General features: G+C 66.9%; 22 protein-coding genes. 11 read left to right on the plus strand and 11 right to left on the minus strand.

The window, feature by feature from the left end; all coding sequences use genetic code 11:
- Positions 1-6: 6 nt before the first annotated feature.
- Complete coding sequence (locus CEX87_RS02245; RefSeq protein ID WP_094285754.1) at positions 7-633, minus strand: maleylpyruvate isomerase N-terminal domain-containing protein; 627 nt, start codon at positions 631-633, stop codon at positions 7-9.
- Positions 634-706: 73 nt separating this feature from the next.
- Between CEX87_RS02245 and CEX87_RS02250 the strand changes: the two genes are divergently transcribed.
- Together CEX87_RS02250 and CEX87_RS02255 are read left to right on the plus strand one after the other, a co-directional pair.
- On the plus strand, positions 707-1,447 hold the full coding sequence (locus CEX87_RS02250) for a hypothetical protein (protein ID WP_064428428.1): 741 nt from the start codon (positions 707-709) through the stop codon (positions 1,445-1,447).
- 340 nt (positions 1,448-1,787) lie between these two features.
- Entirely contained in the window at positions 1,788-2,096 is a 309-nt protein-coding gene (locus CEX87_RS02255; protein ID WP_064395373.1) for a cytochrome P450 family protein, read from the plus strand.
- Between the two features lie 24 nt (positions 2,097-2,120).
- Here CEX87_RS02255 and CEX87_RS02260 read toward each other — a convergent pair whose 3' ends face one another.
- Positions 2,121-3,563 (minus strand): gamma-aminobutyraldehyde dehydrogenase, encoded by a 1,443-nt coding sequence (locus CEX87_RS02260; RefSeq protein ID WP_064428427.1) that lies wholly within the window; start codon positions 3,561-3,563, stop codon positions 2,121-2,123.
- Positions 3,564-3,935: 372 nt separating this feature from the next.
- Here CEX87_RS02260 and yajC point away from each other — a divergent pair, with 372 nt between their 5' ends.
- The 7 genes from yajC to CEX87_RS02295 all read left to right on the plus strand — a co-directional run bounded on the left by yajC (position 3,936) and on the right by CEX87_RS02295 (position 12,503).
- Positions 3,936-4,271, plus strand: coding sequence for a preprotein translocase subunit YajC (gene yajC, locus CEX87_RS02265; RefSeq protein WP_064395375.1), 336 nt, complete (start codon positions 3,936-3,938; stop codon positions 4,269-4,271).
- Between the two features lie 79 nt (positions 4,272-4,350).
- Complete coding sequence (gene secD / locus CEX87_RS02270) at positions 4,351-6,177, plus strand: protein translocase subunit SecD (RefSeq protein WP_094285756.1); 1,827 nt, start codon at positions 4,351-4,353, stop codon at positions 6,175-6,177.
- Between the two features lie 3 nt (positions 6,178-6,180).
- Entirely contained in the window at positions 6,181-7,452 is a 1,272-nt protein-coding gene (gene secF, locus CEX87_RS02275) for a protein translocase subunit SecF (protein WP_064417061.1), read from the plus strand.
- A 4-nt stretch (positions 7,453-7,456) separates the two neighbouring features.
- Positions 7,457-9,148 (plus strand): ABC transporter substrate-binding protein, encoded by a 1,692-nt coding sequence (locus CEX87_RS02280; RefSeq protein WP_094285758.1) that lies wholly within the window; start codon positions 7,457-7,459, stop codon positions 9,146-9,148.
- Entirely contained in the window at positions 9,115-9,681 is a 567-nt protein-coding gene (locus tag CEX87_RS02285) for an adenine phosphoribosyltransferase (RefSeq protein ID WP_064417062.1), read from the plus strand. The genes CEX87_RS02280 and CEX87_RS02285 overlap by 34 nt, the downstream gene beginning before the upstream one ends.
- An 83-nt stretch (positions 9,682-9,764) precedes the next feature.
- Positions 9,765-12,119: a RelA/SpoT family protein gene (locus tag CEX87_RS02290; RefSeq protein WP_064395618.1), complete on the plus strand. Its 2,355-nt coding sequence runs from the start codon at positions 9,765-9,767 to the stop codon at positions 12,117-12,119.
- 90 nt (positions 12,120-12,209) lie between these two features.
- Positions 12,210-12,503 (plus strand): DUF4333 domain-containing protein, encoded by a 294-nt coding sequence (locus CEX87_RS02295; protein WP_094285760.1) that lies wholly within the window; start codon positions 12,210-12,212, stop codon positions 12,501-12,503.
- Positions 12,504-12,507: 4 nt separating this feature from the next.
- On the opposite strand, the gene CEX87_RS02300 is transcribed toward CEX87_RS02295, so the two are convergent.
- Both CEX87_RS02300 and CEX87_RS02305 read right to left on the minus strand, forming a co-directional pair.
- Entirely contained in the window at positions 12,508-13,503 is a 996-nt protein-coding gene (locus tag CEX87_RS02300) for a peptidylprolyl isomerase (RefSeq protein WP_064395380.1), read from the minus strand.
- A 4-nt stretch (positions 13,504-13,507) separates the two neighbouring features.
- Entirely contained in the window at positions 13,508-14,377 is an 870-nt protein-coding gene (locus CEX87_RS02305; protein WP_068197332.1) for a peptidylprolyl isomerase, read from the minus strand.
- A gap of 103 nt (positions 14,378-14,480) precedes the next feature.
- On the opposite strand from CEX87_RS02305, the gene CEX87_RS02310 reads away from it, so the two are divergent.
- Together CEX87_RS02310 and hisS are read left to right on the plus strand one after the other, a co-directional pair.
- Complete coding sequence (locus CEX87_RS02310) at positions 14,481-15,167, plus strand: MBL fold metallo-hydrolase (protein ID WP_094285840.1); 687 nt, start codon at positions 14,481-14,483, stop codon at positions 15,165-15,167.
- 9 nt (positions 15,168-15,176) lie between these two features.
- Complete coding sequence (hisS, locus tag CEX87_RS02315; RefSeq protein ID WP_094285762.1) at positions 15,177-16,442, plus strand: histidine--tRNA ligase; 1,266 nt, start codon at positions 15,177-15,179, stop codon at positions 16,440-16,442.
- A gap of 103 nt (positions 16,443-16,545) precedes the next feature.
- Here the strand turns inward: hisS and CEX87_RS27465 are convergent, their stop codons facing one another.
- The 7 genes from CEX87_RS27465 to urtA all read right to left on the minus strand — a co-directional run bounded on the left by CEX87_RS27465 (position 16,546) and on the right by urtA (position 22,524).
- Positions 16,546-17,088 (minus strand): hypothetical protein, encoded by a 543-nt coding sequence (locus CEX87_RS27465; RefSeq protein ID WP_233151226.1) that lies wholly within the window; start codon positions 17,086-17,088, stop codon positions 16,546-16,548.
- Positions 17,085-17,615, minus strand: coding sequence for a hypothetical protein (locus CEX87_RS27315; protein WP_174522772.1), 531 nt, complete (start codon positions 17,613-17,615; stop codon positions 17,085-17,087). The genes CEX87_RS27465 and CEX87_RS27315 overlap by 4 nt, the downstream gene beginning before the upstream one ends.
- A 100-nt stretch (positions 17,616-17,715) precedes the next feature.
- Positions 17,716-18,408, minus strand: coding sequence for an urea ABC transporter ATP-binding subunit UrtE (gene urtE, locus CEX87_RS02330; protein ID WP_064417068.1), 693 nt, complete (start codon positions 18,406-18,408; stop codon positions 17,716-17,718).
- Positions 18,408-19,226 carry an urea ABC transporter ATP-binding protein UrtD gene (gene urtD, locus CEX87_RS02335; RefSeq protein WP_094285764.1) on the minus strand — a complete coding sequence of 273 codons (819 nt, stop codon included), beginning with the start codon at positions 19,224-19,226 and terminating at the stop codon, positions 18,408-18,410. Before urtD ends, urtE begins: the two co-directional genes overlap by 1 nt.
- Entirely contained in the window at positions 19,223-20,341 is a 1,119-nt protein-coding gene (gene urtC / locus CEX87_RS02340) for an urea ABC transporter permease subunit UrtC (protein WP_094285766.1), read from the minus strand. Before urtC ends, urtD begins: the two co-directional genes overlap by 4 nt.
- Entirely contained in the window at positions 20,338-21,222 is an 885-nt protein-coding gene (gene urtB, locus CEX87_RS02345) for an urea ABC transporter permease subunit UrtB (protein WP_094285768.1), read from the minus strand. Before urtB ends, urtC begins: the two co-directional genes overlap by 4 nt.
- A gap of 36 nt (positions 21,223-21,258) precedes the next feature.
- Entirely contained in the window at positions 21,259-22,524 is a 1,266-nt protein-coding gene (urtA, locus tag CEX87_RS02350) for an urea ABC transporter substrate-binding protein (RefSeq protein ID WP_094285770.1), read from the minus strand.
- Positions 22,525-22,626 lie beyond the last annotated feature (102 nt).

A 22,626-nucleotide genomic window follows, 5' to 3' on the forward strand; every position in this document is an offset into this window, starting at 1 on the left:
GCCTGGTCAGCGAATCGCCGGTATCGCGGTCTCGGGGGCGGCGCGTCCGGAAAGCACCTCGACTGCTGACAACGCATCGGGCACACAGATCAAGAGGTCCCGGGTGGCGCACAACGCCTCTGTGGAGGGTTCAACACCGCCGACCGCTTCGGCGAGGTCGAGCAGATGCACCGTCGCCTCCATCAGGGCGGTCTCGGCGACGACTGCCAGCGTCGTGCTGCCGACGACCGGATACGCGATCGTTGTCGCGGCGGACATCGGCGTGTCACGTAGAACCAGGGCACTTTCGGCGAACCGCTGGGCGGCCGTGCGCGGCGTCAGGGCCGCGGCCTCCGAAACCGCTTGTTCGGCAAGGCTTCCGGCGTTGGTGTTGGCGACACCGTCGGGTTCGTTGAAGCGGCGCAACATGGTCGCCGCATCGACGACGGCGGCGGGGCCGTCGACGACCGCTGCGGTGAGACGGTCGAACATCGACGGTTCGGGACAGACGTGGGCGAGCAGCGCGGCCACATTCCAGCCTTCACAGCGCGTTGGTGTCGACCACTCTTGCGTCGTCATCTGCTCGCACCGTCGTGCCCACCGCTCCCACGCGTCGGCCAGGACGCGGCGGGCCGAGTCACCGTCGAGTCTCATGGCGCCAACCTTGCCAAGGACGGGTTACAGATCGCCAGCCTGGGTAATCACGCATTACAACGAAGGAGGCATCATGACCGATACGCGTGTACACCCCCGTGGTGGACGTCTGCGGATGCCGCGCAGTCGCGGCGCCACAAGTGGATTCCTGTTGATCCTGCTGGGCGCGTGGGGCGCACTGGCTCCCTTCATCGGGCCCCTGTTCAACTTCGCGTACAGCCCCGACCAGGCCTGGACGTGGACCACCGGCCGAGGCTGGCTTCAGGTACTGCCGGGCGTGGTGACCGTACTGGGCGGCCTGCTCCTGCTGATGTCACGAAACCGTGCGACGGCCTCGCTCGGCGGATGGCTCGCCGTGGCAGGTGGCGTGTGGTTCATCATCGGCCGCGCTATGGCCGGCCCGTTGGGTATGGGTGACGCGGGTGTACCGGTCGCCGCCACCGAGGGCAAGCGCATCGCGCTGGAGCTGACGTATTTCTACGGTCTGGGCGCACTGATCGTGTTCCTGGGCGCAGCGGCGCTTGGCCGCATCTCGGTGCGAAGCGTGCGCGACGTCGAGTGGGCAGATCGCCCCGTGGCCGCACACACCGTCGCCGACGAACACGCGCCGGCCACTGGCGCCCCGGTTACTGCGGCCGACCCCGCTCCGGTCGCCGGTCACGCTCCCCACACAACCGGGCAGCCGGCAATGGCGGAGCAGCGAACCGAGGTCATCGGCCCCACGGCCGAGGCCGCACAACAACCGCGTCGCCGCGGCTTGCTCGACAGGTTCCGCTCTCGCGGCCATCGTGGCGGCAAGCTCGCACACCGGTAAGCGTTAGCAGATTGCAAGGCGCCCCACAGATTGTGGGGCGCTTCGCGTTTCGTCGTGCGCATTGCTCGCGATGGCGGCCTGCTTCGAAAGCACTTCGGGCGCATGTTCGCGCATGTTGATCCTTCGCCCTGCACGCCACGCCCCAGCGCAGGTGACGTGCATCTCTACTGGCCATCTCATGGGACGAGATTCACGGTGTCTTTGTGACCTGCGTGACTGCCGCGCAGCCCGACCGAAGATAGCCTGGCTATCTAATTCATTCGATTTGCGCGCCTCGGCGGATGAACTTCGCGCGGGGGCATTCGATAGTCGACTTTAAGTCCTTGTCAGGAGGCCAACCATGTCCGACAGGCCTGGTATCACCGATTCCATTGTCGCGCGCCGGAATTCGGCCACCGCAGTCTGCGAGGCGTTCGGTTTCCCGCAAGAGGACTGGCCGCTCTTCGCGCGGTTGGCCAGCGGCCCGATGACGCCCCACGACGAAGAGGCGCTGTATCAGTACATCGACGTCAAGATCGCTGAGCGTTGCTGGAAGCCGACCGACGACCTGTTGTCCAACCTGATCGACGTCGAGGTGGGCGGCGTCGAGCTGACCGTCGACGACATCTACCGCTTTGTCTCCACGCTGATCGGCATCAGGGTCTTCTGACCAATAGCGAAAGCGCGCGGGAATTCAGCCCGTGTAGGCCATGACGTGCTTGATGCGGGTGTAATCCTCGAACCCATACATCGACAGGTCCTTACCGTGGCCCGACGACTTGAACCCGCCATGCGGCATCTCGGCCACCAGCGGAATGTGGGTGTTGATCCAGACACAGCCGAAATCAAGGGCAGCCGACACCCGTAGTGCTCGTGACACATCGCGGGTCCACACCGACGACGCCAACCCGTATTCGGTGCCGTTGGCCCACGCGATCGCCTCGTTCTCGTCGGTGAACGCCTGGACGGTGATGACCGGCCCGAAGATCTCCTGCTGAACCAGCCTGTCGTCCTGCCGAAGGCCGCCGATCACCGTCGGTTCGACGTAAAAACCCTTGTCGCCCTGGCGTCCTCCACCGACCGCGACGGAGGCGTGTGACGGGACGTCTTCCAGGAACGCCAGCACCCTCTCCAACTGAGTGGAGTTGTTCACCGGCGGCACCCACGCGTCTTCGTCATCGACCGGCTTGCCGTACGTCGTGGTGGCAGCGCGCGCCTGCTCGGCCAGCGCCTCGGTCAGGTCCGAGGCCACCCGGGACGTCGCGAGCACGCGCGTTGCCGCCGTGCAGTCCTGTCCGGCGTTGAAATAGCCCGCCGTGGCGATGCCTTCGGCTGCCGACGCGATGTCGTTGTCGTCGAACACGATCACCGGCGCCTTGCCGCCCAACTCGAGGTGTGTGCGCTTGAGATGTCCGCCCGCGCTGACCGCCACCGCACGGCCCGCCGCGACGGAACCGGTGATCGACACCATCTGCGGAGTCGGATGTGCCACGACCGCTGCGCCCGTTTCCCGGTCTCCGCAAACGACATTCAGCACTCCGGGCGGAAAATGCCTGGCGGCGATCTCGGCCAGCATCACCGTCGTCACCGGCGTGGTGTCGCTGGGCTTGATGACGACGGTGTTTCCCGCTGCGACCGCGGGCACGCACTTCCAGATCGCCATCATCATCGGGTAGTTCCACGGCGCCACCTGCCCGATGACGCCGATCGGTTCGCGGCGGATCCACGAGGTGTGGTCCTCCATGTATTCGCCGGCCGACTTGCCCTCCAGCATCCGCGCTGCTCCCGCGAAGAAGCGGATCTGGTCCACCATCGGGGGAATCTCTTCGGCCATCGTGACGTGGTTGGGCTTACCGGTGTTGCGTCCCTCTGCCGCGACGAGCGCCTGGGCGCTTCGCTCGACGTCGTCGGCGAAGTCGAGCAGCGCCTTCTGCCGCACCGACGGCGTGGTGCGCTTCCAGTCAGCGAACGCTTTCGACGCGGCCGTGTACGCGTTGTCGATGTCGGCCTCGGTGGAGATCGGCGCGGTGCCGTACCGCTCACCGGTCGACGGATCGACGAGCGCCATGGTGGCGCCGCTGACCGAGTCGACGCCTTCGCCGCCGATGAAGTTCTGGACCTTGAAGTCGCTGGCCATTCGACCCTTTCTTCGTCAGGAATGGGAGGCAGCGCAGCGCGTCGCCGACTGTCCGCCGGACACCGCCACACGCCCACCGGCTCTGCTCGACGGTGCTCATCGAGCAAAAGCCTAACCAAGACCGCACCGATCCGGTCGATAACAACGGGGGAGTGCGGTGTGATCCGCGCTCATTTAGCGCAAGGACGACGGAATCCGTTGATCACCGCGGCCCGGACGTGCCTTGGCTTGCCCGCGACCCGGCGATTTCGTGATCTCATTGCGGTGGGCTGGTCGCTGCCGAAGCCCGCAATGGCACACTGGTCACTTATGGGTGCGCGCCCCGACCGCGCTGCGCCGTGACCATATGACCTAACGAAAGACTTTGTCGCCATGGATTTGGTTGTCTTCCTTCCCCTGCTCATCGTGCTGGGCGCATTCATGTTCTTCGCGTCCCGCCGACAGAAGAAAGCCATGCAGGCCACCATCGACCTGCATGAATCTCTTCAGATCGACGACCGCGTGCACACCACGTCCGGTCTGGTCGGGACCATCAAGGGCATCACTGACGATGAGGTGGAGCTCGAGATCGCCCCGGGCGTCGTCACCACCTGGATGAAGCTCGCGGTGCGTGACCGCATCACCGACGATGACGAGTTCGAAGACGACGAGCCCGGGTCGACCGCGACCGAACTCACCGAAAGCCCGAACACCAAGACCGACGGCTGAGTCCGCGGGCGATCTTCACAGCTGAAGCCCGTAGTCTCTGCGGTGCTGACGAACCGATTCCGAGGAGACCTGACAAAACGTGGCATCGTCTTCGACGCCGGTGCACCCTGCCCGCTACCTCTCGCTGTTTCTGGTGTTGCTGGTCGGCGCCTACTGCCTGGTCTTCCTGACCGGAGACAAGAAGCCCGAACCCAAGCTCGGCATTGATCTGCAGGGCGGTACCCGCGTCACCCTCACCGCCCGCACGCCCGACGGGTCGCCGCCCACCCGCGAGGCGCTGGGCCAGGCGCAGCAGATCATCAACGACCGGGTCAACGGTCTCGGTGTGTCCGGATCCGAGGTGATCATCGACGGCAACAACCTTGTCATCACGGTGCCGGGCAGCGAGAGCAGCGACGCTCGCAACCTCGGCCAGACGGCACGCCTGTACATCCGCCCCGTCGTGCATGTGATGCCCGCCGAGGTGCCCGGCCAGCAGCCGCTGACCGAGGGACCTGCCGGTATGCCTCCCGGCGGTCCGATTCCGGGGATGCCGGGCGGGATGATCCCGGGTATGCCGGGACCCGAGGGGCCCGCCGGCCAGCAGCCTCCCGCCGGCCAGCAGCCTCCCGCCGGCCAGCCGCCTGCCGAGCCCGCCGCTCCTCCGGCCCCGCAGCCGCGTCCCTATCCCCACGACCCGCCTGCCCAGCCCGCACCGGAGCCGCCTCCGACGCCGGCGCCGGGTAGCCCCGCACCGTCACCGGACGCTCCGGGACCGGGTGCTTCGGAACAGACGCCCACGTCACCCGAAGACGTTCCGCTCGCGCAGCGCATCGCCGACGAGAAGCAACTGCGGCAGAGCACCGATCAGCAGATCCAGATCCTGGCGTTGCAGTTCCAGGCCACGCGCTGCGGCGAGGATGACGTCCTCGCGGGCAACGACGACCCGAATCTTCCGCTCATCACCTGCTCGGCGGACGGCAACGAGGTGTACCTGCTGGACAAGGCGATCATCAACGGCGAGCAGATCCAGGACGCCACCTCCGGTCTCGACCAGCAGCGCGGTGAGTACGTCGTCGACGTCCAGTTCAAAAGCGATGGCGCGAAGACCTGGGCGGATTTCACCGCCGCCAACGTCGGAACGCAGACCGCGTTCGTGCTCGACACAAAGGTGATGAGCGCACCCGAGATCCGCGAGCCGATCCCGGGCGGACGCACGCAGATCAGCGGCCAGTTCACCCAGCAGACGGCCCGCGAGTTGGCCAACGTGCTGAAGTACGGCTCGCTGCCGTTGTCCTTCGAGTCGTCGGAGGCTGAAACCGTCTCGGCCACACTGGGTCTGTCGTCCCTGCGTGCGGGCTTGATCGCCGGTGCGGTCGGCCTGGCGCTGGTACTGGCCTATTCGCTGCTCTACTACCGGATGCTGGGCGTGTTGACCGCCCTGTCGCTGGTCGCTTCCGGCGCAATGGTTTACGCGATCCTGGTGCTTCTGGGCAGATGGATCGGTTACACGCTGGACCTGGCCGGCATCGCCGGTCTGATCATCGGTATCGGTATGACGGCCGACTCGTTCGTGGTGTTCTTCGAACGCATCAAAGACGAGATACGCGAAGGGCGTTCGTTCCGGTCGGCGGTGCCGCGCGGTTGGGCGAGGGCCCGCAAGACGATCGTGTCCGGCAACGCGGTGACGTTGCTCGCCGCGGCGGTGCTCTACGTACTCGCCGTCGGGCAGGTCAAGGGCTTCGCGTTCACCCTGGGCCTGACCACGATCCTCGACGTGGTCGTGGTCTTCCTGGTGACGTGGCCGCTGGTGTATCTGGCGTCGAAGTCGCCGACACTGGCCAAGCCTTCGTTGAACGGACTCGGTGCGGTGCAACAGATCGCCAGGGAGCGACGCGCGGCCGCGCACGCGACGGGACGGGACTGACATATGGCGCCCAAACAGTCATCGGAAGAACAGCAGACCAGCGCCGTGGAGGCGCCGAACCTCGAGTCGACCGCGCCTCAGCACGGCTTCTTCGTCCGCCTCTACACCGGCACCGGTGCCTTCGAGGTCATCGGCAAGCGCAAGCTGTGGTACGCGGTCAGCGGTGCGATCGTGCTGGTGTGCCTGCTCAGCATGGTGCTGCGCGGCTTCACATTCGGCATCGACTTCGAGGGCGGCACCAAGGTGTCGATGCCGACCGCGACCGAGTCGGGCACCGTGACCGTCCAGCAGGTCGAGGACGTGTTCAGCAAGACGCTGGGTAAGAGCCCCGAGTCGGTGGTCGTGGTCGGCAGCGGCGGATCGGCCACCGTGCAGATCCGGTCCGAGACGCTGACCAACGAGGAGACCGAGCAACTGCGCACCGCGCTGTTCGACGCATTCAAGCCGAGGGGGGCGAACGGGGCGCCCAGCAAGCAGGCCATCAGCGACTCCGCGGTGTCGGAGACGTGGGGCGGCCAGATCACCCAGAAGGCGCTGATCGCGCTGGTGGTGTTCCTCGTGCTGGCGACGGTCTACATCATGCTGCGCTATGAGCGCTACATGTCGATCGCGGCGATGGCGACGCTGGTGTTCGACCTCGTGGTCACCGCCGGTGTGTACTCACTCGTCGGCTTCGAGGTCACCCCGGCCACGGTGATCGGCCTGCTCACGATCCTCGGCTTCTCGCTCTATGACACCGTCATCGTGTTCGACAAGGTCGAGGAGAACACCCACGGCTTCGAGCACACCACGAGACGCACCTTTGCCGAACACGCCAACCTCGCGGTCAATCAGACCTTCATGCGGTCCATCAACACCAGCCTCATCTCCGTGCTGCCGATCGTGGCGTTGATGGTCGTGGCGGTGTGGCTGTTGGGTGTGGGCACGCTGATGGACCTGGCGCTGGTGCAGTTGGTCGGCGTCATCGTCGGGACCTACTCGTCGATCTTCTTCGCGACCCCCCTCCTGGTAACGCTGCGCGAGCGCACGGACCTCGTGCGCAACCACACCCGCCGGGTGATGAACCGCCGCAAGAACGCGTCGGCACGCGCCTCCCAAGCCGACGAGGATGCCGACGAACCCGAGACGGTCGGCGCGGCCGCGACGGCGCGTGCCGACGCCGCGCCGCGGACTGCTCCGCCGCCGGACAAACCCGCGCCGGGGGCACGTCCGGTGCGGCCGACCAGCAGCCGAACCGGACGCCCGTCGGGTAAGCGCGACACGCGGCGGCGGTAGGGGGATGAGCGCCGGCAAGCGGGCGGGCACACAGCCCGCGAGGGCAGTGAACCCGATCCGGCGTTGCGGTGTCCTGGCGGCCGTGCTGGTGCTCGCCGCGTCGTTGGCGTCGGCCTGCACGCGCAGCCCCGCCGACAGCATCGACTACGCCGTCGACGGCACGCTGATCACCTACAACACCAACACCGTCGCGGGTGCCGCGTCGGCCGGTCCGCAGGCGTTCGCCCGGGTGCTGACGGGCTTCAACTACCACGGACCCGACGGCCAGATCGTCGGCGATCACGACTTCGGGACCATCTCGGTCGTCGGCAGGCAACCGCTGGTCCTCGACTACGAGGTCAACGCGAACGCGGTGTACTCCGACGGTAAACCGATCACCTGCGACGACGTCGTGTTGGCGTGGGCGTCGCAGTCCGGGCGGTTCCCGAACTTCGACGCCGCCAGCCGCGGGGGCTACAGCGATATCGCCACCGTGGACTGCACGCCGGGGCAGAAGAAGGCGCGGGTTTCGTTCGCGCCCGATCGTGGGTTCGTCGACTTCGGGCAGCTGTTCTCCGCGACGTCGATGATGCCGTCGCACGTCATCGCCGACCAGCTGGGTCTCGGCGACAGCGGAGTCACCCGGGCCATCCTCGAGAACGACGGCGCCGCGGTGGAGCGCATCGCTCAGGTCTGGAACACCGGTTGGGACCTCAAACCCGATCTCGACCTGAAGCGGTTCCCTTCGTCGGGGCCCTACAAGCTGGAATCGGTGACCGAGGACGGGGCCGTCGTGCTGGTCGCCAACGACAAATGGTGGGGCGCCGAACCGGTCACCAAGAAGGTCACCGTGTGGCCGCGCGGCGCCGACATCCAGGAGCGCGTCAATCAGGGCGCCTACGACGTCGTCGACATCGCCACCGGATCGTCGGGCACGCTGAACATGCCCGATGACTACGTGCGAACCGATGCCCCGTCGGCCGGCATCCAACAGGTGATCTTCGCGCCGGAAGGGCCCTTGGCTGCACCGCCCGCGCGCCGCGCGCTGGCCCTCTGCACGCCGCGCGATGTGATCGCCCGCAACGCCGAGCAACCCATCGCCAACTCGCGGCTCAACCCCGCCACACAGGATGCCTACAGCGGCGCCGAGGCCGGTCCGGAGCCAGGGCAGTTCGTCGCCGCCAACCCCGACGCCGCCCGCGCCGCGCTCAACGCGCGTCCCCTGACCGTCCGCATGGGGTATCAGAGCCCCAACGCGCGACTGGCGGCCACCGTCGGCGCCATCGCCAAGGCGTGTGCGCCCGCCGGCATCATCGTCGAAGAGGCTGCAAGCGACACCGTGGGCCCACTGTCGTTGCGCAACAACGAGATCGACGTGCTGATCGCCAGCACCGGTGGTGCTGCCGGCAGCGGGTCGTCCGGCTCGTCGGCGATGGACGCCTACCAGTTCCACACCGGAAACGGCAACAACCTGCCGCGCTACTCCAACCCGCAGGTGGACCGGGTCATCTCCGCGATCGCGATCACCAACGACCCCAAGGAAATGGCCCGGCTGCTCAGCGAGGGCGGCCCGGTGCTGTGGGCCGACATGCCGACGCTGCCGCTGTACCGACAGCAGCGGACGGTGCTGACATCCAAGAAGATGTTCGCTGTGAGCACCAACCCGACGCGGTGGGGCGCGGGATGGAACATGGACCGTTGGGTGTTGGACCGGTGAGTGGCGGTGGCGAAGACATCTCGTCGCTGATCGCGAGGATGATGCGCGAGGTGCCCGACTTTCCGGAGCCGGGCGTCGCGTTCAAGGACCTCACCCCGTTGTTGGCCGACGCGCACGGGCTGGCCGCGGTGACCGACGCGTTCGCCGAGGTCGCCCGCGGCGCGGACCTCGTGGCGGGGATCGACGCGCGCGGCTTCCTGCTCGGTGCGGCGGTCGCATTGCGGCTGGGCACGGGCGTGTTGGCGATCCGCAAGGGCGGCAAGCTGCCGCCGCCGGTGTTCAGCGAGACCTATGCGCTCGAGTACGGCACGGCCACGCTGGAGATCCCGGCCGACGGGATCGACCTCGGCGGCCGCAGTGTGCTCATCATCGATGATGTGCTGGCGACCGGCGGCACCGCGGCCGCGGCGGTCAAACTGCTGCAGAACGCGGGGGCCTCCGTGCCGGGGGCCGCGGTGCTGCTCGAGTTGACCGCGCTGGGCGGCCGTGAAGCGCTCGAACCGCTGCCGGTCACCTCGCTCTACACCGTCTGAGGGATATCCTCGAAGGCGCGTGTTGTGACGCAGCGGTACCAGACCGATGAGCGCTTTGCGACGGACCAGACCGGGAGGTGACCATGGCTGAAGAACCCGGCACGGGCCAGGCCGTGCAGTCAGCGCCGCCCGGTGCCCAGATTCCCGAGACGCAGCCGCTGGAGATGCCGAAGCCCTCCGCGAGCGCGTCGCGCCGCGTGCGTGCCCGGCTGGCGCGCCGGATGACGTCGCAGCGCAGCGCGATCAACCCCGTACTCGAGCCGCTGGTGGCCGTCCACAAGGAGATCTACCCGAAGGCCAATCTGCAGTTGCTGCAGCGGGCCTACGAGGTGGCCGAGCGGCGGCACGCCGATCAGCTTCGCCGGTCTGGTGATCCCTACATCACGCATCCGTTGGCGGTGGCCAACATCCTGGCCGAGCTCGGCATGGACACCACCACGCTGATCGCGGCGCTGCTGCACGACACGGTCGAGGACACGGGATACACCCTGGAAGCGCTGACCGAGGAGTTCGGCACCGAAGTCGGCCATCTGGTCGACGGCGTCACCAAGCTGGACAAGGTCGCGCTGGGCACCGCCGCGGAGGGCGAGACCATCCGCAAGATGATCATCGCGATGGCACGCGACGCACGCGTGCTGGTGATCAAGGTCGCCGACCGGCTACACAACATGCGCACGATGCGGTTCCTGCCGCCCGAGAAGCAGCAACGCAAGGCACGCGAGACGCTGGAAGTCATTGCGCCGCTTGCGCATCGGCTGGGTATGGCGACGGTCAAGTGGGAACTGGAAGATCTCGCCTTCGCGATCCTGCACCCCAAGAAGTACGAAGAGATCGTGCGACTGGTCGCCGACCGCGCGCCGTCACGCGACACCTACCTGGCCAAGGTGCGCGCCGAGATCACCGCGACGCTGAACGCGTCGAAGATCACCGCGATCGTGGAGGGCCGGCCCAAGCACTACTGGTCGATCTACCAGAAGATGATCGTCAAGGGCCGCGACTTCGACGACATCCACGACCTCGTCGGCGTACGCATTCTCTGCGACGAGATCCGGGACTGCTACGCGGCATTGGGCGTGGTCCACTCGCTGTGGCAGCCGATGGCCGGGCGCTTCAAGGACTACATCGCCCAGCCGCGCTACGGCGTGTACCAGTCGTTGCACACCACCGTCGTCGGGCCCGAGGGCAAACCCCTGGAGGTGCAAATCCGCACCCACGACATGCACAAGACGGCAGAGCTGGGGATCGCCGCGCACTGGCGCTACAAGGAAACCAAGGGCCGCAACGCCGTTCCCAATCAGCACTCGTCGGCCGAGATCGACGACATGGCTTGGATGCGACAGCTTCTGGACTGGCAGCGGGAGGCCGCCGACCCTGGCGAGTTCCTCGAATCGCTGCGTTACGACCTTGCGGTGCAGGAGATCTTCGTCTTCACCCCCAAGGGTGATGTCATCACGCTGCCCACCGGATCGACGCCGGTCGACTTCGCCTATGCGGTGCACACCGAGGTCGGTCACCGCTGTATCGGCGCACGGGTGAACGGCCGCCTCGTCGCTTTGGAGCGAAAGCTCGAAAACGGCGAAGTCGTCGAGGTTTTCACGTCCAAGGCGATGAATGCCGGACCGTCGCGCGACTGGCAGACCTTCGTGGTCTCACCGCGCGCGAAGGCCAAGATCAGGCAGTGGTTCGCCAAGGAACGCCGCGAGGAGGCGCTGGAAGCCGGTAAGGATGCCATCGCGCGTGAGGTTCGGCGGGGCGGACTTCCGTTGCAGCGCTTGATGAACGCCGAGTCGATGGGCGCGCTGGCCCGCGAACTGCGGTACGTCGACGTCTCGGCGCTCTACACCGCGGTCGGTGAGGGCCACGTCTCGGCGCGGCATGTGGTGCAGCGGCTGGTCGCTCAGGTCGGTGGCGACGAGGAGGCCTCCGACGAACTCGCCGAGCGGTCGACGCCCGCGACGATGCCGGTGCGCCAACGCACCAGCGACGACGTCGGGGTGGCCGTGCCGGGTGCTCCCGGTGTGCTGACCAAGCTCGCCAAATGCTGCACGCCGGTGCCCGGCGACAACATCATGGGTTTCGTCACCCGCGGCGGCGGGGTCAGCGTGCACCGCACCGACTGCACGAACGCCGGGTCGCTGCAGCAGCAGTCGGAGCGGATCATCGACGTGAAGTGGGCGCCGTCGCCGTCGTCGGTGTTCCTGGTCGCCATTCAGGTCGAGGCGCTCGATCGGCACCGGTTGCTGTCGGACGTCACGCGGGTGTTGGCCGACGAGAAGGTCAACATCCTGAGCGCGTCGGTGACGACGTCCAACGACCGGGTGGCCATCAGTCGGTTCACCTTCGAGATGGGCGACCCCAAGCATCTGGGCCACGTGCTCAACGTGGTGCGCAATGTGGAGGGCGTCTACGACGTCTACCGGGTCACGTCCGCGGCGTGAGCCGCAATTGGGCAGAGGCGGCGTGAGCCGGCGCAGCGGCAAATTCCGCTGAAGCGCGTCAATTTTTGCTCGTTCTGGGATACTGCGACGATGCGGCCCGCCGTAGTCGTCCTCCTCGTCTCCCTCGGAGTCGCCGTCGTCGGTTGCGGGTCGACGATCAAACCCGACGCAGCTGCGCAGTCCGTCGTCGACCTCGTCTCCGAGCAGACCGGATTCACACCGACCGACGTGAAATGCCCCGAGGACGTCAAAGCCGAAGAGGGCGCGAAGTTCGAGTGCACGTTCACTGGACCCGAAGGTATGGCGTACACCGCGAAGATGCGGGTGACCAAGGTCGAGGGCGAGGACGTCGAGTTCTACATCGAGACCGCCCCGGCCGAGTAGTCGCTCAATCCAAGCGGATCGACTCGACGACGACGTCGGCGACGGGCTTGCCGTCCTCGCCGCCGTCGGCCACACCCTCGGCCGCGATCTTGTCCAGTGTCGCCAGACCGGTCTGGTCGATCGTGCCGAACACCGTGTACGTCGGCGGCAGCTGCGAGTCCTCGTAAACGAGGAAGAACTGGCTGCCGTTGGTGCCGACGCCGGCGTTGGCCATCGCCAGAGTCCCGCGCGGATAGCGCACCGGCGAGCGCAGCGCCGGATCGCTCAACCGGTACTGGTTGGTCGGGTATTCGTTCGGGAACTGATACCCGGGGCCGCCGATGCCGGTTCCGCTGGGGTCGCCGCACTGCAACACCCCGAGATGCACTGCCGTCGTCAGCCGGTGGCAGGGGGTGTCGTCGAAGAAGCCCTGCTGGGCCAGGTTGGCGAAGCTGTTGACCGTGCACGGGGCCTTGGCGTTGTCCAATTGCAGACCAATGTCGCCCTTGCTGGTGGTCATGCTGGCGCTGACAAGCGCGGGGTCCGTGGGTACGCGTCCGGTGCGCGGCAGCTTGGCCGGCTTGCTCGACGGCTCTGCGGTGCGCGGGTACTGGCAATTCGAGCCGAGCGTCGCGGGCCGATCGAACTTCGGCAGTTCGTCGACCGCCAGACCGCCGGTCGCGCCGTCGGGAACCGCACCGTCAAACCTCTCGAGTTCACGGCCCAACGCCGCCAGGAAGACGACGCTGATGACGACCACCAGCACCGTCAACACCGACACCAGGTATCCGATGACCAGACCCGCGATGGCCAGCCCGCGACCCTCCTCGCCGGTCTTCTTGATCTGCGACAGCGACACGTGGCCAAACACGATGCCCAGCGGCGCGAAGACGAACGCGCACACCAGCGCCGCGACGGCCAGCGTGTTGGTCTGCCTGGGCGGCGGATAGCCGTACGAGTGTTGCTGCGCCGGATAGCCGTACGGCGGTGGAGGACCGCCGTACGGCGGGGGCGCGGTCACGGCGTCAGTCCAACAGGATCGACTTCACGGTGACCGGCGTGGCCGGCGCACCATCCTGGCCGCCGCCGGCGACCCCGCCCTGCGCGATCTTGTCCAGCGTGGCCAGGCCGGTGTCGTCGACCCTGCCGAACACCGTGTAGTTCGGGGGCAGCTTGGAGTCCTGGTAGACGAGGAAGAACTGGCTGCCGTTGGTGTTCGGACCGGCGTTGGCCATGGCCAGGGTGCCGCGCGGATAGGTGACCGGCTCTTGGAGCTTGGGGTCGTCGGGCTGGAACTGGTTGGTCGGGTACTCATTGGCGAACGAGTAGCCCGGGCCGCCGGAGCCCTTGCCTGTCGGGTCGCCGCACTGCAGCACCTTGAGCTGTTCGGCGGTGGTCAACCGGTGGCATGGGGTGTTGTCGAAGTAGCCCTGCTGGGCGAGGCTGGCGAAGCTGTTCACCGTGCACGGCGCCTTGCCGTTGTCGAGCAGCAGGCCGAGGTTGCCCTGGTCGGTGGACATGCTGGCGCTGATCTCGGCGGGTTCGGTGGGCACCTTGCCTGCGCGGGGCGGATCAACCGGCTTGCTGGCCTGCTCGGCGGACGCCGGGTACTGGCAATTCTCGCCGAGTCCGGCCGGTGCTACGAACGCCGGAAGCGATCCGGGCGCCGACGGGGCCGCCGACGTGGGCGAGGTCTCCGTGGCGGCCGCGGTCTGGCTGTCGGAGTCGCGGTTGGTGACGACGAGCGCGACCACCGCGGCGACCACGACGATCGCGCCGGCCACCGAGCCGATGATCGCGTACTGGCGCCGCTTGCGTGCCTTCTCCGCGCGACGCTCCAACTGCCGCTCGAGCTTGCGCTTCGCCGTCGCCCGCCGCTGTTCATTGGTCGGCACCGCTGATGTCCTCCTCTTGTCGGTCGATCGGCAACGAGTGTGCCAGGCATTGCTGAGTGTGGCGCCGCGACCCACGCCATCGGGTGGTGGGAAACTGGACGTCGTGTTCATCACCGGGTTTGCCGCCGGCATGCTGGCGTGCAACTGCTACGTGCTGGCCCCACGGGCCGGGGGCGACGCCATCGTCGTCGACCCCGGCCAGCGGGCGATGGGGCCGTTGCGCCGGATCCTGGACGAGAACCGGCTGACACCTGCGGCGGTGCTGCTCACCCACGGCCACATAGACCACATCTGGTCGGCCCAGAAGGTGGCCGACATGTACGGCTGCCCGGCCTACATCCATCCCGAGGACCGCTTCATGCTGACCGACCCGATCAAGGACTTCGGGCGGGGGTTCCTCGGGGGCCTGGCCAGCTCGGCGTTCGGCGCGTTGTTCCGCGAGCCCAAGCAGGTGCTCGAACTGGACAAGGACGGCGACAAGGTGGACTTGGGCGGTGTGACGGTCACCGTCGACCACACGCCCGGACACACCCGCGGGTCGGTGGTGTTCCGCGTCGACGAGGCCATCGGGTCCGGGCCGGGTTCGGTCGCGTTCACGGGCGATACCCTGTTCCGGCAGTCGGTGGGCCGGACGGACCTGCCGGGCGGCAGTGGTCGAGACCTGCTCGGCTCGATCGTCAACAAACTGTTGGTGCTCGACGACGACACCGTGGTACTACCGGGGCACGGCCCGAAGTCCACGATCGGTGTCGAACGCCGCACCAACCCGTTTCTCGAAGGCTTGATCTAGTGAGTTCCAGTGAGTGAATTTCAGGCGCCCAAGGGCGTCCCGGACTACCTGCCGCCCGACTCGGCGCAATTCGTCGGTGTGCGCGACGGTCTGCTCGACACCGCCCGCCGGGCCGGCTACGGCGACGTCGAACTGCCGATCTTCGAGGACACCGCGTTGTTCGCGCGCGGGGTCGGGGAGTCGACCGATGTGGTGTCGAAGGAGATGTACACGTTCTCCGACCGCGGTGACCGCTCGGTCACGTTGCGGCCGGAGGGCACCGCGGGGGTGATGCGCGCCGTCATCGAGCACGGCCTGGACCGCGGGCCGCTTCCGGTGAAGCTGTGCTACTCGGGGCCCTTCTTCCGGTACGAGCGACCGCAGGCCGGCCGCTACCGTCAGCTGCAGCAGGTCGGGTTGGAGGCCATCGGCGTCGACGACCCGGCCCTAGACGCCGAGGTGATCGCGATCGCCGATGCGGGCTTCCGATCGCTGGGACTCGACGGTTTCCGGCTGGAGATCACCTCGCTGGGTGACGAGACCTGCCGTCCGCAGTACCGGGAATTGTTGCAGGACTTCCTGTTCAAGCTGGACCTCGACGACGAGACTCGGCGGCGCGCGGAGATCAACCCGCTGCGGGTGCTCGACGACAAGCGCCCGAAGATGCGTGAGATGACCGCCGATGCGCCGGTGATGCTCGACCACCTCTCCGACGTCGCCAAACAGCACTTCGACACCGTGCTGGCACATCTGGACGCGTTGGGGGTGCCGTACGTCATCAACCCGCGGATGGTGCGCGGGCTGGATTACTACACCAAGACCACCTTCGAGTTCGTCCACGACGGGCTCGGCGCCCAGTCGGGTATCGGCGGGGGCGGACGCTACGACGGCCTGATGGCACAGCTCGGCGGAAAGGACCTGTCCGGCATCGGGTTCGGCCTAGGTGTCGACCGCACGCTGTTGGCCTTGAAGGCTGAGGGCAAGACCGTCGGCGGGACGGCACGGGTCGATGTCTTCGGGGTTCCGCTGGGCGATCAGGCCAAGGTGACGCTGACCGTGCTGGGTGCGCGACTGCGGGCGGCGGGTGTGCGCGTCGACCTTGCCTACGGCGACCGCGGTATCAAGGGTTCGATGCGGGCCGCGGACCGTTCGGGTGCGGCGCTTGCGCTGGTTGCTGGTGACCGCGACATCGAGGCGGGCACCATCGGTGTGAAGAATCTGGCGACCGGGCAGCAGACGGACGTAGCGGTGGACGACGTGCTGGCCGAGGTGCTGGCCCGCCTCAACCGCGCCTGATTTCTTGGCCCTAGTGCCGCTAGGGACGCGAGCGTGCGGGTCTGCACACGACGCGCCGCGAAATTCCGGCAGTTTGCGCACACTGGCGGCCTATCGAGCGTGCTCAAGCGCGGTGTACGGCGTCGGCGAGCACCCGGTCGAGCATCCCGATGCCGCCACTGAACACGTTGCCGCGCATGAGGACTCGCGTCGATGACGGGGTGACCGCGACCAGAGTCGACGTCAGCAACCGCGACCGCCGCTCGAACTGCACCTGGTTCAGCGGTGCCACGATCTCACCGGTGCCGTCGCGGTAGGTCTGGTTCCGGCGGTCGAAGACGGCCGCCGCGGGGTACGCGCTCAGCGGTGTCATCCGCATGTGTCGAAGTGCTGCGCCGCCGCGGATCATCGTCCTGAAGGCCAGGATGCCGATGACGAGCAGCGCAGCCCCGATCGCCGCCGAGGGCCACACCATCGAATACGCGAACGCGTAGAAGATCGACACGACGCCGAAGCCGCCGAAGATCAGCGCGGACATCGTCAACAGCAGCACGGTCATCTCCGTCGGCGCGCGTCCTCGGTCGATCAGCAGGACCTCAAAACCGCGCTCGGCCACCACGACAGGCCCCTGCTCCGCCAGCGGTATCGGCTCGAGCGGGGCGCTCACGCAGAGCCGCGGGCGACCGAGTTCAAGAGTTCGTCGATATGCCCGACACCGCCGTCGAACGGGTTGCCGCGTTTGAGTGTTTTCGTGCCCCCGGGTGTGACGGCGACGAGCTTCGGTGAGCTGGAACCGATTTGGAACTTGCGGGCGAAACGCACCTGATCCAGCTGTACCAGTGCGCCGCCGCGATAGCTGAACAGCTCGAGCTTGCGGTCGAGCACCGCGGCGGGCCGGCACTCGTTCAGCGGTCGGCTGCGGTACTTGCGGATCCTGCGGACGACGAGAAATGCGGATACCGCCAGTACCACGCCCACCGCGAGGAAGACGGCACCCAGCGCCCGCGACGGGGCACCGCCGATCAGCGTGATCAGCCCGAACCCGCCGACGACGAGCGTCAAGACGCCGAGCACGAACGCCAGCACCGTCAGCGCCCCGGTGCCTCGGTCCACGACCAGCACCCGACGACCGTCGTCGGTGACGACAAGACCGCCGGTGTCGGCCAGTACCTGCGGCTCCGAAGCTGTGTTCACGGGTGCACTGTGCCACTTCGGTGGCCGCGAGCGTGCGCAAACTGCTGGAAACGCGCGGCGTGTCGTAGGCAGACGCGCGCGCTCGCGGGAGGAGACAGCACTAGATGGCCATCGCGGCGCGGACATCGGCTTCAGACGACGAGCCGCCCGCGCCGCTGGAGGTCACGCGACCGGACTCGAGGACGTAGTAGTGCTGGGAGGACTCCAGCGCGAAACCGATGTGCTGTTCGACCAGCAGCACGCCCATGTCACCCCGCTGGGTCAGCGACGTGATCGCCGCCTCGATCTCGGCGACCACCGATGGCTGGATGCCCTCGGTCGGCTCGTCGAGGATCATGCACTTCGGCGTGGTGATCAGCGCGCGGGCGATCGCCAACTGCTGGCGCTGACCCCCCGACAGCAGACCGGCGCGGCGCGTCAACAACTCCTTCAGCGCGGGGAACAGGTCGAGTTGTTCGTCGATGAGCCGCTTACCGTTCTTGCGCCCGTCCGCGACGACTTGCAAATTCTCCATCGTGGTGAGCTGGCCGAACGACTGCTGGCCCTGCGGCACGTAGGCCAGTCCACGCGCGACGCGCGCACTCGGGCGCAGCCTGCTGATGTCGTCGCCGTCGAAGAGCACCTTGCCCGCACTGCATCGCAACAATCCGACCGCGGCACGCAGCAGCGTGGTCTTACCCGCTCCGTTGTGGCCCATCACCGCGGCCACCCCGTCGGAGGGCACGTCGACGCTGGCCCCGTGGATGACCTCGGACCGGCCGTACCCGCAACGCACGTCGACCAGTGACAGCATCAGGACTCCTCGATGAGTTCGGCGGGGACATCGGCGGTGCCCGCCGCGGCGGTGCCGAGGTAGACCTCTTGCACCTTGGGGTTGGCCTGCACCTCGGCGACAGAGCCCTCGGCGATCACCTGTCCGCGCGCGAGCACGCTCACCGACGTGGCGAACGCGCGCATGAAGTCCATGTCGTGTTCGACGACGACCACTGTGCGCTGGGCGCCGATGCGGCGCAACAACTTTCCGGTCTCTTCTCGTTCCTCGTGGCTCATGCCCGCGACGGGTTCGTCGAGCAGCAGCACGTCGGCGTTCTGCACAAGCAGCATGCCGATCTCCAGCCACTGCTTCTGTCCATGGGCCAGCACCCCGGCCGGCTTGTCGGCCAGGTCGCTCAGCCCGATGGTGTCGAGCGCCTCTTCGATCGCGGGAAGCACACCCTTGCGGCGCCGCAACAACGTCCACGCCGACCGTCCGGCACCCGCCGCGATGTCGAGGTTCTGCAGCACGGTCAGCTGCTCGAAGACGGTGGCCGTCTGGAACGTGCGCCCCACCCCTAGCCGGGCGATCTGATGCACCTTCTTGCCGAGCAGTTCGACGCCGGATTTGTTGACCGACCCGGTGGCGTCGACCAGGCCGGTGATCGCGTCGATGACCGTCGTCTTGCCCGCACCGTTCGGGCCGATCAGGAAGCGCAGGTCGCCCTGAAACAGCGTCAAGTCGACATCGCTGACCGCCTTGAAGCCATCGAAATCCACTGTGAGTCCGCGTACTTCGAGGTACTCGGTGCCCATGCCGACGTTGCCGCCCGCGATCGGTTCTGCTTCCAGCGTCATGTGGCTGCACCCACCTTCTCGGTGTCGGGATCGGCCTGCGGTTGGGGTTCGACTGCGACGGGTTTCGTGCGCCTGCGGATCCGGCGCCGTTTGAACAGCACACCCAGACCGGCCAACCCAGCCGGGAAGAAGCCGACCACGACGATGAACAGCAGGCCCTGTGCGTAGGTCCATTCCGAAGGGAAGCGTTCGGAGAACAGCGTCTGCGCCCACGCGACCCCGATCGCGCCGAGCACCGGCCCCAGCAGCGTGGTGCGCCCGCCGATCGCCACGCCGATCAGGAACGCGATCGAGGGCAGGATGCCCACCTGCGAGGGTGCGATGAACCCGACGATCGGTGCGAACAACGCGCCCGCGATGCTGGCGAACAGCGCTGCCACGGTGTAGGCGACCACCTTGATGTTCGCCGGGTCGTAGCCGAGGAAGCGGACACGCTCCTCACCGTCGCGAACCGCGACCAGCAGTTCGCCGTACCGGCTCTGCATCAATTGGCGGACCACCGCGACGACGGCGAGCAACACGCCGGCGGCGATGAAGTACAGCATGCGCCGGTTGGCCGGGTCGTTGAGCGTGAACCCGAAGAACGTGCGAAACCTGTTGAGCCCGTTGCTGCCACCCAGGCTGGTCTGCCCGACGAGCAGAATCGCCAGCGCGGCGGCCAGCGCCTGCGACAGGATGGCGAAATAGGCACCCTTGACGCGGCGCTTGAACACGCCGAGCCCCAGCGCAGCCGCGATCACCGTAGGCACAACCACGATTGCCGCCAGGGTGAAGACGGGGGAGGCGAACGGCTGCCAGTAGCCGGGCAATTCGCGCACACCGGCGATCTGCATGAAGTCCGGCACGTCGTTGCCGAATATCTGCGCGTCGGCGATCTTCAGATGCATGCCCATCATGTAGCCGCCGAGCCCGAAGAACACGCCCTGACCCAACACGAGCATGCCGCCGCGGCCCCACGCCAGCCCGATGCCGACCGCGACGATCGCAAAGCACAGAAACTTGCCCAGCAGGCTGAGCCGGAAATCCGACAGCACCGCGGGCGCCACGGCGAACAGCAGCACCGCGGCCACCGCGAAACCGGCCCAGGTCTGCCAGCGGCCAACGAAGGTTCTCACGCGAGACTCCTTGTGCGGACGGTGAACAGGCCCTGCGGGCGGGCCTGCAAGAAGATCACGATGATCACGAACACGATCACCTTGGCCAGCGATGCGGTGGTGTTGTATTCGATGAACGAATTCAAGAAGCCCAGCGCGAACGCCGCGATGACCGTGCCCTTGATCTGGCCGAGTCCACCGACGACGACCACCAGGAAGGCGTCAATCAGATAGCTCTGCCCGATGGTCGGGCTGGTCGACCCGATCAGCGTCAACGCGACACCGGCCACCGCGGCCAGCCCCGAACCAATGAAAAACGTTGTGATGTCAGTCTTCCGGGACGAGATTCCGCTGGTCTCGGCGAGGTCGCGGTTCTGGACGACCGCCCGGATCCGCCGACCCATCGGGCTGACCTTGAGCACGGTGGCCAGCGTCGCGACGCAGACGACGGCAAGCACCAGGATGAAGATCCGCGTCTTGGGCACCACCGCCCCGAACATCTCCACCCCGCCCGACAACCACGCCGGCGCCACCACGTTGACCGCGGGAGCTCCGAAGACGTCGCGAGCGACCTGCTGAAGGATCAACCCGACACCGAAGGTGACCAGCAGTGTGTCTAGTGGCCGGTGATACATCCGGCGGATCAGCGTGGTCTCCAGAAGCGCACCCATCGCCCCACCGATCACGAATCCGACGGCCAGCGAGATCAACAGCGACGCACCGGCGCTCGACACGATCTGCTGCACCACGTAGGCGGTGTAGCAACCGGCCATGATGAACTCGCCGTGCGCCATGTTGATGACGCCCATCTGGCCGAACGTCAGCGACAACCCCAGCGCGGCGAGCAACAGGATCGAGCCGAGGCTCAATCCCGTTGCCAGCTGTCCGATAAGGACATCCACTACGACATACTCCCGTCGCTTCGCTCGCCCGGAGCCTCAGCTGGACAGGCCGGCCGCCCACGGATACGACTTGAGATAGGGGTCGGGCTCGATCGGTCCCGGCGACTCCCAGATCGTGTGGATCAGCCCGTCGGGCCGGATCTCGCCGATACGCGCGGTCTTGGTGATGTGGTGGTTCTCCCCGTCGATGGTGACCAGGCCCTCCGGGGCGTCGAACGTCACGCCACCCGCATTGTCCTGAATCGCCTTGACGTCGAACGACTTCGCCTTTTCCACCGTGTTCTTCCACAGGTACACCGAGACGTAGGCGGCCTCCATCGGATCCGACGTCGGTTTGTTGGCGCCGTACTTGTCCTTATAGGCCTTGACGAACGCCTTGTTGACCGGGTTGTCGACGGTCTCGTAGTAGTTCCAGGCGGTGAGTTGACCGGTGATGTTCTGGATGCCGATGCCGCCGACCTCTTCCTCGGCGATCGACACCGACACCACCGGCATCGCCTCCGGGGTCAGGCCGACGTTGCGGTACTCCCGGAAGAAGGCCACGTTCGAATCGCCGTTGAGCGTGTTGAATATGGCGTCGGCATCGGCGGTGCGGACCTTGTTGACGATGGTCGAGAAGTCTGTCGAGCCCAGCGGCGTGTAGTCCTCGCCCTTGATCTCGATGCCGTTGGCGCCCGCGTATGCCTTGATGATCCGGTTGGCGGTCTGCGGGAACACGTAGTCGCTGCCGACCAGATAAAGCGACTTGACGCCCTTCTCTTTGAGGTAGTCGAGCGCGGGCACGATCTGTTGATTGGTGGTAGCGCCGGTGTAGAAGATGTTCTTCGACGACTCCAGGCCCTCGTACTGCACGGGGTAATACAGCAGCGAGTTGGCGCTCTCGAAGACCGGCAGCATGGCCTTGCGCGACGAGGAGGTCCACCCGCCGAACACCGCTGCCACGCAGTCACTGCTGATCAGCTTTTCGGCCTTCTCCGCGAACACCGTCGGCTCGGACGCGCCGTCCTCGCCGACGAGCTGGATCTGCTTGCCCATCACACCGCCGGAGGCGTTGATCTGCTCGACCGCGAGGTCGATGGCGTTGCGGACGGTCACTTCGGAGATGGCCATCGTGCCCGATAACGAGTTCAGCGCACCCACTTTGATCGTCGGGCCCGAGGTGTCGACGCACGATTGGGCGTTCGTCGAATCCGACTCGGTCGCCTTGCTTCCGCAGCCGGCCAGCACCAGGCTTGTCGCAGCGACGATTCCGCCGGCAACAAGGGCTGAACGTCTCACGGAGGACCGTCGTGGTAGTCGCATGAACAGCCTTTCCCTATATATCCGCAGCGCACATCGGCGATGAGCGTCGAGCCGGGCGCGGGTCCCGACATCGCGTGGTTGTCGAACCGGGACGTTAGAGCG

It is taken from the genome of Mycobacterium lehmannii, from assembly GCF_002245535.1.
Taxonomy (GTDB): domain Bacteria; phylum Actinomycetota; class Actinomycetes; order Mycobacteriales; family Mycobacteriaceae; genus Mycobacterium; species Mycobacterium lehmannii.

Coding starts and splice junctions, on each gene's coding strand:
- CEX87_RS02290 (WP_064395618.1), top strand. CDS start 9,765: ATGGCTGAAGAACCCGGCACGGGCCAGGCCGTGCAGTCAGCGCCGCCC.
- CEX87_RS02280 (WP_094285758.1), top strand. CDS start 7,457: ATGAGCGCCGGCAAGCGGGCGGGCACACAGCCCGCGAGGGCAGTGAAC.
- urtA (WP_094285770.1), bottom strand. CDS start 22,524: ATGCGACTACCACGACGGTCCTCCGTGAGACGTTCAGCCCTTGTTGCC.
- CEX87_RS02255 (WP_064395373.1), top strand. CDS start 1,788: ATGTCCGACAGGCCTGGTATCACCGATTCCATTGTCGCGCGCCGGAAT.
- urtE (WP_064417068.1), bottom strand. CDS start 18,408: ATGCTGTCACTGGTCGACGTGCGTTGCGGGTACGGCCGGTCCGAGGTC.
- CEX87_RS02295 (WP_094285760.1), top strand. CDS start 12,210: ATGCGGCCCGCCGTAGTCGTCCTCCTCGTCTCCCTCGGAGTCGCCGTC.
- secF (WP_064417061.1), top strand. CDS start 6,181: ATGGCGCCCAAACAGTCATCGGAAGAACAGCAGACCAGCGCCGTGGAG.
- urtD (WP_094285764.1), bottom strand. CDS start 19,226: ATGACGCTGGAAGCAGAACCGATCGCGGGCGGCAACGTCGGCATGGGC.
- yajC (WP_064395375.1), top strand. CDS start 3,936: ATGGATTTGGTTGTCTTCCTTCCCCTGCTCATCGTGCTGGGCGCATTC.
- CEX87_RS02260 (WP_064428427.1), bottom strand. CDS start 3,563: ATGGCCAGCGACTTCAAGGTCCAGAACTTCATCGGCGGCGAAGGCGTC.
- CEX87_RS02245 (WP_094285754.1), bottom strand. CDS start 633: ATGAGACTCGACGGTGACTCGGCCCGCCGCGTCCTGGCCGACGCGTGG.
- CEX87_RS02285 (WP_064417062.1), top strand. CDS start 9,115: ATGGAACATGGACCGTTGGGTGTTGGACCGGTGAGTGGCGGTGGCGAA.
- CEX87_RS02250 (WP_064428428.1), top strand. CDS start 707: ATGACCGATACGCGTGTACACCCCCGTGGTGGACGTCTGCGGATGCCG.